The following is a 12,310-nucleotide window of genomic DNA, read 5'->3' as shown; positions in this document are numbered from 1 at the left end:
ATCAGTTGAATTGTATTTAGCTAATGAACAATACGGTTTCTTAAAATGATTTGAATGTATTTGCCAAGTACTTGTTTCACGTGTAACATGTTTTTAAACTCAAGATTAACGGAGAAGCCAATGCCAAACAAAATAGTAACTTCAACAAAAAAACAGAACGGGCACAAAAAAATCCAAATCATCATTTTAATACTGCTCTTGCTAGCTGAAATGTTTATTTTCCTCTACACCACACGTGTGTCGCTTGGAATAGTGCAAATTATGATGATGGCGACAACTGGTGCGACGTTTGGCTATCTGCTTGTGTTGTTAATCTTTGTGGCTGCCCAATTGACGTTTTTTATTTGGACAGTGAAGCAATTAATTTGGTTTGGCAAACAAAAGAACTAACAGATGGTTTCAAAATATGATTAGTTTTGCAGCATATGTTATGTTTTATAATATATGCTATTTTTTATTTGTCAGGGTTAAATAGAGTCTCAATCCCACACTTTAACGGCATTCATTCGAATTAATTAAATTAATTGTGACTAACCGCTTCTAACCGAATCATGTAACTCTATTGTAATTATTAAAAATACGCCTATAATGACCATCATATTAATTTAAATGTTACGTTTTATGACACAGGAGGAAAGACGTATGCGAATTGAACAAGATTGTGTGGGTACATTAGCTGTTCCAGACGAAGCAAAATATGGGATTCATTCTTTACGAGCACTGCAGAACTTTCCGATCAGTGCTGAAAAAACAAATTTATCAATTATCTACAATCTGGTGGCAATTAAACAAGCTGCTGCGAAAGTAAATATGGATGCCGGCACATTAGCTGCTGACAAAGCACGAGCCATTATTAAGGCAGGTGATGATGTCCTGGCCGGTAAATATGATGATCAATTCATTATTCCGGCAATTCAGGGTGGCGCTGGCACTTCTACCAACATGAATGTGAATGAGGTGCTAGCCAACGTTGCTAAGCAATATTCGCATGATTATATTCACCCTAATGATGATGTCAATCAATCACAGTCCACCAATGACACCTATCCAACGGCCGGAAAAATGGCGCTTTTACAACATTTACCCAAATTGCTTAAAGAATTAGATAGAATGCAAACCTGCTTGATTTTAAAAGCAGATAAGTTCAGCAATGATATCAAGGTTGGCCGAACTCAGCTACAAGATGCGGTTCCAACTACGTTTGGGGCTTCATTTCATGCTTATTATTCCATGTTTAAACGAGATATTAAACGAATCAAAACGGCCGGCGAAGATATTAGTGTTGTCAATTTAGGTGGCACCGCAATTGGAACGGGTTTGAATACTTCATCGTATTATTGCCACCACATTATTGAAGAACTAAACCGTATTTCTGGCTTTCAACTCAAATCGGCCGCCGATTTAATCGATGCAACCCAGAATTGTGATGACTTCGTTGAATTTTCTAGTGCTTTAAAAGCATTTGCAGTTGATCTAATTAAGTTTTCAAATGATTTACGGTTGCTCAGCAGTGGTCCTCAGGCCGGGTTAGGCGAGCTTAAATTACCGGCAAAACAGGCCGGCTCGTCAATTATGCCCAGCAAGGTCAACCCGGTTATTCCGGAAGTGGTGAATCAGGTGGCCTTTGAAGTGATTGGCCACGATACAACGGTAATGCTGGCGGCCCAGGCGGGTCAGTTAGAGTTGAACGCCTTCGAGCCCATTATTTTACGTGATTTGTTGGATGGCGAATCAATGCTGACTCGCGCCGTCAATACGTTGACTAAAAATTGTCTGCAAGATATCGATGTCGATCGCGAGCATAGCCGCGAAGAAGTTGAGAATTCTGCCATTTCAGCAACGGTGTTATCACCGATGTTAGGATATGAGCGCTCTATGAAGCTGATTAAACAAGCAGTTAAAGAACATCATTCCGTGAAACAGTTATTGATTGCACAACATGTTTTGCCACTGGGGACAATTGATGATTTGTTTTCAGTTGACAGATTGTTAAATCGCAATGAGACAGAGCCTAAAGAGCACGCTGCAAGTAAATAACGAATTAAAAAACCCCACTAGGATGATTTCCTAATGGAGCTTTTTATGCTGACTGAGTTTAATCACCGTTCATGATTGAATTCTTAACAATCACATAATCGACTTTGCGGATGGCTTCCAAGTCCTTGCCTCCGGCGTACGAAATTGATGATTGCAAATCTTCGCGCATTTCAGTTAATGTATCGCTAATAGAGCCGCGGTAGGGAACTAACATTTGCTTACCTTCAACGTTGCGATAAGCTTGTTTTTGGGTTTCAGATGCGGAACCCCAATATTGTTTGTAATTTTTACCATCAATTTTAATCAAATTACCCGGAGATTCTTGATGACCGGCGAGCATTGAACCAATCATAACCATTGAAGCACCAAACCGGACTGATTTAGTAATATCCCCGTTATTTCGAATGCCCCCGTCAGCAATCAAAGGTTTACGGGCTGCTTTACTACACCATTTCAGTGCAGCTAACTGCCAGCCGCCAGTACCAAAACCAGTTTTTAACTTAGTGATGCAGGCTTTGCCGGGGCCGACACCGACTTTGGTTGCATCAGCACCGGCGTTTTCTAGTTCACGAACAGCTTCAGGAGTTGCCACGTTACCAGCGATCACAAATGTTTCGGGCAACTTATTTTTAATGAATTTAATCATCTTAATGACGTAATCTGAATGTCCATGCGCGACGTCAATTGTGATGTACTCAGGCGTTAAATTAGCAGCCGCTAAATCGTTAATAAATTTGTATTCACTATCCTTAATACCGACCGAAATGGAAGCAAAAAGTCCTTTTTCCTGTAAATCACGAACGAAGCCTAACCGTTTTTCTGGCTGGAACCGATGCATGACATAAAAGTAATCGTTTTGCGCCAACCAAATTGCCAATGGTTCGTCAATAACACTCTCCATGTTAGCAGGAACGACCGGAATTTTAAACCGGTGAGGGCCAAATTTGACGCTTGAATCCGCGTCACCACGGCTTTTAATAATACACTTACTGGGAATTAGTTGGATATCATCGTAATCGAATGTGTCCATGTTAAGCACTCCTTACAAAAAGTTCGTCTTTTTTTCTCACTCAGCTAATATAACTGGAATGATAATGAAAGTCAACAATAAACGCGTATGCTATTAACTAAAAGCATGATTAAAGTTCGGTTTTTCCTTGACTAGCATGGCTGTACTTGGTAAAATGATTGGGTGAGTGATAATAAAGATGATGGGGTGACATGATGACAGCAGTAGTAGTAGTTGGGAGTCAATGGGGCGATGAAGGTAAGGGTAAGATGACAGATTACCTGAGCCAGGCAGCAGATGTGATCGTCCGTTATCAAGGTGGAAATAATGCTGGCCATACGATTGCATTCAATGGTCAGACGTACAAACTCCACCTTATTCCATCAGGAATCTTTTTTGATGATAAAATTAGTGTGATTGGCAATGGTGTCGTTGTTAATCCAAAAGCGGCAATTGAAGAACTAGAGTATTTACGCGAACGTGGAATTAGTGCCACCGGCCTGCGAATCTCAAGTCGATCACATATTATTTTGCCATACCATATTCTATTGGATGAATACCAAGAAGCAGCCAAAGGCGACCAAAAAGTTGGTACGACCAACAAGGGAATTGGACCAGCGTACATGGACAAAGCTGGTCGCATCGGAATTCGCATGGCTGATTTATTGGAAAAAGATACATTTGCAGCAAAACTCCACCAAAATTTAGCGGAAAAAAATCAACTCTTTACAAAGCTATATGACCAAGCACCATTGGACTTTGATTCGATTTTTGAAGAATATTATCAATACGGCCAACAACTCAAACAATATGTGACGGATACCTCGGTCATTGTCAATGATGCACTTGATCAAGGTAAACACGTTTTATTTGAAGGGGCGCAAGGCGTAATGTTGGACGTTGATCACGGTACTTATCCGTATGTCACGTCATCTAACCCAGTTGCCGGTGGTGTCACGACCGGAGTTGGTGTTGGACCAAATAAGATTGAGACGATCGTTGGTATTTGTAAAGCTTACTCGACACGAGTTGGTGACGGTCCATTTCCAACGGAACTAAAGGATGAAATCGGTGATTATATTCGTGAAACGGGTCATGAATACGGAACAGTAACTAAGCGGCCACGACGAATTGGTTGGTTTGATGCTGTGGCGATGCGACATGCCCGCCGGGTTTCAGGGCTGACATGTTTAAGCTTGAACTTGCTGGATGTGCTGACCGGTTTAAAAACAATTAAAATTTGCACATCGTATGAAATTAATGGCAAGCAAATTGATTATTATCCAGCTAGTTTGAAAGAATTGTCGGCCTGCAAGCCGGTGTACGAAGAATTTCCAGGTTGGAATGACGACATTACTGGAATAACTAAATTTGACGAGTTACCAGTCAACGCACAAAATTATTTACAACGTTTAAGCGAGTTGGTTGATGTACCGCTGGCTACTGTTTCGGTGGGACCAGACCGCTTACAGACTGTCATTTTACACGATCCATGGGGTCAAAAGGAGGCTGTTTCTCAGTGATTGAACGATACACACGACCACAAATGGGCAAGATTTGGTCACTTGAAAATCGCTATAATGCGTGGTTAAAGGTAGAAATTGCGGCCACAAACGCCTGGGCAAAACAAGGTGAAGTGCCCAAAGAGGATGCCCAAAAAATTCGCGACAATGCCTTTTTTACGGTTGAACGCGTCAGCGAATTAGAAGCACAAACGCATCACGATGTCGTTGCATTTACTAGAACAGTATCGGAATCGCTGGGCAACGAAAAAAAGTGGGTACACTACGGTCTCACGAGTACCGATGTGGTGGACACGGCCAATGGCGTTATTTTGAAACAGGCCAATCAAATTATTAGAGAAGATTTGGTAGCACTGCAAGCAGTAATTAAGACCCAAGCTGAAAAATATAAAATGACGGTCATGATGGGCCGAACGCACGGTGTGCACGCTGAGCCGACTACATTTGGGGTTAAATTGGCGCGCTGGTACGCAGAAATTGAACGTGACATTGACCGGTTTGACCACGCTGCCACGGGAATTGATTCGGGTAAAATTAGTGGTGCGGTTGGGACTTACGCCAACGTGCCGCCTGAAATTGAAGAAGCGGTGATGAAAGAGCTCGGGTTAACGCGCCAGCCAATCACTAGTCAGGTTCTTCCCCGAGATTTACACGCTGAATACATCGCTGTCTTAGGGTTAATTGCGACTGGTTTAGAAGAATTTGCAACCGAAATTCGTTCCTTGCAACGGTCGGAAATTCGAGAAGTAGAAGAGCATTTTAGCGCTGGTCAAAAGGGATCGTCTGCGATGCCACATAAACGCAACCCGATTGGTTCAGAAAACATTACGGGGTTAGCTCGCGTTGTTCGGGGTCACATCCAAACGGCTTACGAAAACATTGCTCTGTGGCATGAGCGGGATATTTCGCATTCATCCGCTGAGCGAATCATTTTACCAGATACGACCATTTTAATTGATTATATGCTGCATCGTTTCACCAATATTTTAACGAACCTCACTGTTTTTCCAGCAACAATGAAAAAAAATATGGATAAAACGTATGGCTTAATTTACAGTCAACGGGTGTTATTGAAGTTAATCGAAACGGGTCTATCACGTGAAGAAGCTTACGACTTGGTTCAATCATTGACAGCTAAATCATGGGATGAGCAGGTGTCGTTTAAGCAATTGGTACAAGACAATGCAGCGATCAATGCACGATTAGGGGCAGCAGATATTGAGGATGCTTTTGATTACCGCTACCATCTCAGATATGTGGATCAAATCTTTAACCAGGTCTTTGATAATTAGTTAATATAAAAATATTTATTAAAATGGTGTTTTTACTATTTTATAAATATTTTTATATTAACCACAATCAACCGGTAGAAAGTGTGTCATACCAACACTTTTCACCGGTTTTTACTTACTCAAAATTAGTTAATTCAAATTTGCCCCTTGCTCAAATCAGTCTGGGTTGTTAGGTTAGGAACATTGATTTAGCAAAAGTCAAAATTTGCCATGAAGGTAGGGGATTTATTATGCAACAACCAGCAGCTGAATTAAAACGTTCGTTAGGGCTTTGGTCAGCACTCGCACTTGTGATTGGAACTGTGATTGGTTCCGGGATCTTTTTCAAGCAATCATCAGTATTGGACAGCGCGGGCTCCTCTACCATGGCAATTTTAGCGTGGGTGGTTGGCGGCATTATTACCCTGACAGCTGGTTTGACAATTGCTGAAATTGGAGCGCAACTGCCGTATACCGGTGGACTATACGTTTATATGGAAAAAATCTACGGCCGAGTTTGGGGATTTTTATCGGGGTGGATGCAAATCATTGTTTACGGTCCTGCCATTATTGCCTCACTGGCTGGTTACTTAGCTGTATTGCTAGTTAATTTCTTTGGCTTAAGCAATGGTTGGCATGTCCCATTGGCGCTGGGTTCAATGGCATTAATTGGCGGCTTGAATATGTTTGAAAATCGATATGGCGCTGCCTTTGCCATTGTGACGACGTTGGCCAAATTACTGCCAATTACTGCCATTATCATATTTGGTCTATTTTATGGGCACCAAGGAGCCTTTGGGCAGACGGTTGCGGGGATTCATGCAAGTACCGGTAACTTTGGGGTTGCTGTTTTGGCAACGTTGTTTGGTTACGATGGGTGGATTTTAATTGCCAACTTAGGTGGCGAATTGAAAAATCCACAAAAGGTCTTGCCCAAAGCCATCGTAATCGGTTTATTGTTCGTGTTAGTGATTTATACTGCGGTAACGTTCGGCGTGTTCAATGGCATGTCGTCGGCAATGATTCATAAGTTAGGCGATAACACGACTCCATATTTAGCGACATTAGCATTTGGGTCAATTGGTGGTAAACTACTGAACATTGGTGTGATTATTTCGATTGTCGGCTGTATGAACGGGAAGATTATGACGTTTCCGCGGATTATGTACGCCATGGCTAAACGAAATGATTTGCCGTTTTCAAAACGACTATCGTATGTTAATCGAACAACCCACGAACCGATGATCGCCACTGTTACTATTTTGGTACTGGCCGGTCTAATGGTGTCATTTTTCGACCCAGATTATTTATCAGACCTCTGTATTTTTACAGTTTATTGTTTCTATGTTGCTGCGTTTATCGGTGTCTTTTTACTGCGTAAACGTAACGCTGGTAAGCTACGACCATTTTCAACCCCCTTATTTCCAATCACACCAATTGTGGCGATCTTAGGGGCGGTATTCGTGATTGTGAGTGAGTTATTTGCTGATCCGATTGGAGCTGTGGTGTCACTAGGAATTGTGGCAGTTGGGTTGCCTATTTTTTATGTGGTTAAAAAGGTGGAACAAGCTCGTAAAACTGCAATTACGCGCGCAGCTGAACGCGACTAGTAGTAAACAAAATTAAAATTGAAGGTTGACATTTATATTTTTTTGACTAATAATATCGTAAATTAATACAACAAAGTAGTGCAAAGATGAGTAGGTTAGCGCATCATTTCAAGAGAGTCATCAGCTGGTGCGAGATGATAGTGGTGGCTAGTCGAAGATGGTCTTAAATGCAGTTATCACGGTCGAGCATTGTGTGAGACAGTGACGGGAACTCCCGTTATAGAGTCAGGGTATGCACAAACAGTAAGTACTTGGGAGTACCCACAGAGGAATGACCCACGAGGGTTATTTAAACTAAGGTGGTAACACGGAAAAGCACTTCCGTCCTTGTCTAAAGATAGGCGTTGGATGGAGTGCTTTTTTTGGTTTGGAGGTAATTTAAATATGACAGGGTTCAATACACGTTTAATTCATGGTAAAAACATTAATGACAATCAAACAGGAGCCGTCAACATGCCCATATACAATTCATCGACGTATCAGTATCCAACGATTGATGGCAATGTGCGCTGGGATTATGCGCGGTCAGGCAATCCAACCCGTGAGTTTCTCGAAAAACAAATTGCATTGTTGGAAAATGGTGCCCAGGGTTTTGCATTTGCCTCTGGTATGGCTGCGATCCATGCGGTGTTTGCCATTTTTAAACCTGGTGATCACATTATTATTGGAGACCAGATTTATGGTGGCACGTATCGGTTAATTGAACAGTATTTCGCTGTTCAGCGGTTACAGTTTACGACGGTCGATACGCGGGACATTACAGCGGTTGAACATGCCATTACTCCGGTCAATAAAGCCATCTACTTTGAGCCAGTTACCAATCCGTTGCTACATGTCACCAGCGTTAAACAGATTGCTCAGATCGCCAAACAACATCAAATTTTAACCATCGTGGATAATACTTTTTTGACACCATACCTGCAACGCCCACTCGATCTAGGGGCTGATATGGTAGTACATTCGGCAACCAAGTATTTAGGTGGTCACTCTGATGTGATTGCAGGACTGGTAGTCACGAAAACAAAAGCATTGGGGCAACGAGTTTACTTTATTCAAAATGCATTAGGTGGTGTTTTGTCACCAGAAAGTGCCAATTTGGTTCGTCGTGGGATGCAAACATTGTCGATTCGAATGGACCGACAGCAGGCAAACGCAGTTAAACTGATCGATTTTTTAACCAAGCGGACCGAAGTGGCTGTAATTCATTATCCCGGCGTGCACGGTACTACAGATAATCAAATTGCCGCAGCTGAATTCGACGGCTTCGGTGGGGTATTGTCATTTGAACTCCAAAAAAACGTGGATGCCACGAAATTTTTGAATCAGCTCCGGTTAATTAAATTAGCAGTGAGTTTAGGAGCAGTAGAAAGTTTGGCGGAATTGCCATTTGAAATGAGTCACGCGGAGTTGCCGGTGGCAAAACGAATTCAAGCCGGGATTACACCACAATTAGTTCGCTTGTCTGTTGGCATTGAGGATGCCGCGGATTTGATTGCTGATTTAGCGCAGTCATTTGATTTCGTGGCGGCATCGCAAAATAGTACACCGCGGTTACGTTCGTCTGAACGACAGATAATTTAATGCAAACAAAAAAGTTGCCGCTGCAACTGCGGGTGGCTGTAAGATTTAGCGGTCAGCATTAAAAATAAATTAAAATTTGATGTTGACTTTCTCATTTAGATGCCAGATAATATCATAAATTAATAATTACATTAACGCAAAGATGAGTAGGTTAGGCAGTTGTTTTAAGAGAGTCATCACAATGGTGCAAGATGGCAACAACGAATAATCGAATATGGTCTTAAATGCAGTTCACAGCTGAGCACTTGTTAGGCGGTGACGGGAACTCCCGTTATAGAGTCCGGGTATGCACTTACAGTAAGTACTTTGTTAGCTGTATTTAAGTACCCAATGAGAAATAACTCGTGAGGGTTATTTAAACTAAGGTGGTAACACGAAAAAGCACTTTCGTCCTTGTCTATTGATTAATAGATATGCGACGAAAGTGCTTTTTTGTTCGCAGAAGGGGATTTGGCATGACACAGAAAAAAGAAACATATGAGTTATTGCTGCTTCAAGCGCAGAGCTTGCTGGAAGGAGAACACGATGTAATTGCCAATATGAGTAATTTAGTTTCGTTGCTCTTTCACGGTTTACCCAAGCTCAATGGCGTGACCTATTACCGTTTCAAAAACGGTGAACTAATCTTAGGACCGTTTCAAGGCAAACCGGCCTGTATGCACATACCAGTAGGTACCGGCGTTTGTGGCACGGTGGCAAAAACTAAGCACACCGAAATTGTGCCAAATGTGCATGAGTTCAGTGGGCACATTGCTTGTGATAGTGCATCGAAATCAGAGATTGTGGTACCGGTGTTTCAAGATGGTGAGTTTTTTGGCGTACTGGATTTGGATAGTCCGCAATTCAATACATTTGATGAAACCGACCAGCAGTATTTGACTCAAATTGCACCAATTATTTTTGGCAGTAAGGTCAGCACAAATTAGATTAAAAAAATAAGGAGAAGATTAATATGGCTAAAGTTGAAAGTTTCACATTGGATCACACAAAGGTTAAAGCACCATATGTTCGGTTAATTACAGAGGAAAATGGCACTAAGGGGGATGTCATCAGTAACTATGATTTACGACTCGTCCAACCAAATGAAAATGCCATTCCAACCGCAGGACTGCACACGATTGAACATCTGTTGGCAGGCTTACTGCGGGACCGCTTAGACGGCGTGATTGATTGTTCACCGTTTGGCTGTCGCACCGGATTTCATTTGATTACATGGGGTGAGCATTCAACTAACGAGGTCGCCAAAGCCCTTAAAGGAGCACTTAATGAAATCGCCACTACCATTACTTGGGATGATGTTCAGGGAACTGACATTTATAGCTGTGGTAATTACCGCGACCATTCACTATTTTCTGCAAAGGAATGGTCTAAAAAGATTTTGGATGAAGGAATTAGCGACGAACCATTCGAACGTCACATTGTTTAATTAAATTCAGCGATAGGAGTGAAAGATATGTCCAAATTAGCAATTGTTACCGGTGCCGGGCAAGGAATTGGTGAAGGAGTTGCCCAACAGTTAGCGCAACAAGGGTTTGCGATCGCGGTGGCTGACATCAACTCGACCACGGGTTCTAAAGTAGCCCAAAACTTAGTTGAACAAGGGTATGAAGCCAAGTTTTATCAGTTGGATGTTGCTCATCGCGATGAAGTTTTTGCTTTAATCGACCACGCGGTGGATGACTTTGGTGACTTAGCAGTGTTAGTTAATAACGCTGGGGTTGCTTTTATTGATACATTTGTTGATTCTGATCCAGCTGATTTTGAACGCTTGATTGATGTCAATCTAAAGGGAACTTACTGGGGCATTCAAGCAGCAGCTAAACAGTTTATCAAACAGGGCAATGGCGGTCGAATTGTTAATGCCGCTTCGTTAGCTGGCATTGAAGCGTCAGCTTTGCAAAGTGCATATTCCGCCTCTAAGTTTGGCATTCGGGGTCTAACCCAGTCGGCTGCTAAAGAGTTAGCACAATATCAAATTACCGTTAATGCTTACGATCCTGGTGTGGTAAGAACACCATTACGCGACAGTATTGATGAGCGAACAGCCGCTATTAAGAATGTATCTATTGAACAGCAGCAAGCCAATGTACTAGAAGAAATTGCGCTCGGCTGTGAAGCTACACCAGAGGATGTTGCCAATGTAGTCTCTTGGTTTGTATCACCCCAGGCAGGCTATATCACCGGACAATCGATTCTGGTCGATGGTGGCATGCGGTTTCAGTAGTAACTAGGAACAGGGTTGGAATGGAGGCAGATTGAATGATTTTTGAACCAGCAAAGCGGGTCAAAGCAATTCCACGGAACTTTTTTAATCAGCTGGATGAAAAAATTAGTCGGGTAGAAGATAAAGCGACATTGATTGACCTGGCCAAAGGAAATCCAGACCAACCGACACCCGACTTTATTGTGACAGCCTTAAAACAGGCAGTCGATCAACCGAAAAATCATGGCTACACGCCGTTTGACGGTAAAAAGAATCTATTAAATGCCATTGCGGATTACTACCAACGTGAACATGGGGTCCAAATTGACCCACAAAAAGAGGTACTAACGTTTACTGGGTCGGTAATCGGAATTACTGCATTGCCACAAACTTTGCTTAATCCTGGTGATTATGTCATCACGACAAACCCGTGCTATCCAGAATATTACTCAGCGGTTAGTTTAGCCGGTGGTAAGTTATGGCAGCTCGACATTAACCCAGCGAACCATTATCTACCTGATTTGACGAGTGTACCCAAAGATGTGTTGGCAAAAGCGAAGATACTATTACTCAACTATCCCAACAATCCAACCGGTGCCACTGCGACACAAGCCTTTTTCAACCAAGCAATCGAGTTTGGTAAACAAAACGGAATTTTGGTGGTTAATGACTTTGCATATGCAGCGCTGGGGTTCAACGGACAAGCTGTGAGTTTAATACAAAATAGTGGTAGTAAAGAATATGCGGTAGAACTAAACACCCTCTCGAAAACCTATAACATGGCGGGCTGGCGTGTATGATATGTTGTTGGTAATGAATCTGTTATCACAGCCTTGAAGCAGTATCATTCACATGTTTACAGTACGGTGTTTGGGGCAGTTCAGGATGCGGCTGTGGTAGCACTGGAGTCGCAGCAAGAATCAGTCCGAGCGTTGAACCAGCTGTATCAAGAACGTCGCGACACGTTAGTGACGGCGTTAAATCAATTGGGCTGGCATGTTGCTCAGCCGCAGGGAACTTTTTTGTCTGGTGTCAGGTACCACAAGGCTATGATGGTGAAACATTTGCGGATCTAA

At 42.4% G+C, this 12,310-nt stretch carries 10 protein-coding genes and 1 pseudogene; 10 read left to right on the top strand and 1 reads right to left on the bottom strand.

Going from position 1 to position 12,310, the window contains the following annotated elements; genetic code table 11:
• Nucleotides 1–120 precede the first annotated feature (120 nt).
• Complete coding sequence (locus WDC_RS04020; protein WP_044010533.1) at nt 121–390, top strand: hypothetical protein; 270 nt, start codon at nt 121–123, stop codon at nt 388–390.
• Between the two features lie 252 nt (nt 391–642).
• On the top strand, nt 643–2,037 hold the full coding sequence (locus WDC_RS04015; RefSeq protein WP_082040914.1) for an aspartate ammonia-lyase: 1,395 nt from the start codon (nt 643–645) through the stop codon (nt 2,035–2,037).
• 58 nt (nt 2,038–2,095) lie between these two features.
• Here WDC_RS04015 and WDC_RS04010 read toward each other — a convergent pair whose 3' ends face one another.
• Nucleotides 2,096–3,067: a GMP reductase gene (locus WDC_RS04010; RefSeq protein ID WP_044010530.1), complete on the bottom strand. Its 972-nt coding sequence runs from the start codon at nt 3,065–3,067 to the stop codon at nt 2,096–2,098.
• 194 nt (nt 3,068–3,261) lie between these two features.
• Here WDC_RS04010 and WDC_RS04005 point away from each other — a divergent pair, with 194 nt between their 5' ends.
• The 8 genes and pseudogenes from WDC_RS04005 (at nt 3,262) to WDC_RS03970 (ending at nt 12,310) form a co-directional block, all read left to right on the top strand.
• Nucleotides 3,262–4,569: an adenylosuccinate synthase gene (locus tag WDC_RS04005; protein WP_044010529.1), complete on the top strand. Its 1,308-nt coding sequence runs from the start codon at nt 3,262–3,264 to the stop codon at nt 4,567–4,569.
• A complete protein-coding gene (gene purB, locus WDC_RS04000) occupies nt 4,566–5,861 on the top strand; it encodes an adenylosuccinate lyase (protein WP_044010528.1) in 1,296 nt (431 codons plus the stop codon). The genes WDC_RS04005 and purB overlap by 4 nt, the downstream gene beginning before the upstream one ends.
• A gap of 230 nt (nt 5,862–6,091) precedes the next feature.
• Nucleotides 6,092–7,450 (top strand): APC family permease, encoded by a 1,359-nt coding sequence (locus WDC_RS03995; RefSeq protein ID WP_044010527.1) that lies wholly within the window; start codon nt 6,092–6,094, stop codon nt 7,448–7,450.
• Between the two features lie 384 nt (nt 7,451–7,834).
• On the top strand, nt 7,835–9,031 hold the full coding sequence (locus tag WDC_RS03990) for a trans-sulfuration enzyme family protein (protein WP_044010526.1): 1,197 nt from the start codon (nt 7,835–7,837) through the stop codon (nt 9,029–9,031).
• Nucleotides 9,032–9,486: 455 nt separating this feature from the next.
• On the top strand, nt 9,487–9,957 hold the full coding sequence (locus WDC_RS03985; protein WP_044010525.1) for a GAF domain-containing protein: 471 nt from the start codon (nt 9,487–9,489) through the stop codon (nt 9,955–9,957).
• Nucleotides 9,958–9,983: 26 nt separating this feature from the next.
• The gene (locus WDC_RS03980; RefSeq protein WP_044010524.1) at nt 9,984–10,457 is read left to right on the top strand and encodes an S-ribosylhomocysteine lyase; all 474 of its coding nucleotides are present in this window, start codon (nt 9,984–9,986) and stop codon (nt 10,455–10,457) included.
• Nucleotides 10,458–10,484: 27 nt separating this feature from the next.
• Nucleotides 10,485–11,255, top strand: coding sequence for an acetoin reductase (locus tag WDC_RS03975; protein ID WP_044010522.1), 771 nt, complete (start codon nt 10,485–10,487; stop codon nt 11,253–11,255).
• A 35-nt stretch (nt 11,256–11,290) separates the two neighbouring features.
• Nucleotides 11,291–12,310: pseudogene (locus tag WDC_RS03970) on the top strand (aminotransferase class I/II-fold pyridoxal phosphate-dependent enzyme).

The sequence above is a fragment of the Paucilactobacillus wasatchensis genome (assembly GCF_000876205.1).
Classification (GTDB): domain Bacteria; phylum Bacillota; class Bacilli; order Lactobacillales; family Lactobacillaceae; genus Paucilactobacillus; species Paucilactobacillus wasatchensis.
This window is presented reverse-complemented; position numbering and strand designations above follow the sequence as displayed.

Excerpts from the sequence above, each read along its gene's own strand:
- WDC_RS04020 (WP_044010533.1), top strand. The coding sequence starts at position 121 with ATGCCAAACAAAATAGTAACTTCAACAAAAAAACAGAACGGGCACAAA.
- WDC_RS04010 (WP_044010530.1), bottom strand. The coding sequence starts at position 3,067 with ATGGACACATTCGATTACGATGATATCCAACTAATTCCCAGTAAGTGT.
- WDC_RS03975 (WP_044010522.1), top strand. The coding sequence starts at position 10,485 with ATGTCCAAATTAGCAATTGTTACCGGTGCCGGGCAAGGAATTGGTGAA.
- WDC_RS03995 (WP_044010527.1), top strand. The coding sequence starts at position 6,092 with ATGCAACAACCAGCAGCTGAATTAAAACGTTCGTTAGGGCTTTGGTCA.
- WDC_RS04005 (WP_044010529.1), top strand. The coding sequence starts at position 3,262 with ATGACAGCAGTAGTAGTAGTTGGGAGTCAATGGGGCGATGAAGGTAAG.
- WDC_RS03990 (WP_044010526.1), top strand. The coding sequence starts at position 7,835 with ATGACAGGGTTCAATACACGTTTAATTCATGGTAAAAACATTAATGAC.
- WDC_RS03985 (WP_044010525.1), top strand. The coding sequence starts at position 9,487 with ATGACACAGAAAAAAGAAACATATGAGTTATTGCTGCTTCAAGCGCAG.
- WDC_RS04015 (WP_082040914.1), top strand. The coding sequence starts at position 643 with ATGCGAATTGAACAAGATTGTGTGGGTACATTAGCTGTTCCAGACGAA.
- WDC_RS03980 (WP_044010524.1), top strand. The coding sequence starts at position 9,984 with ATGGCTAAAGTTGAAAGTTTCACATTGGATCACACAAAGGTTAAAGCA.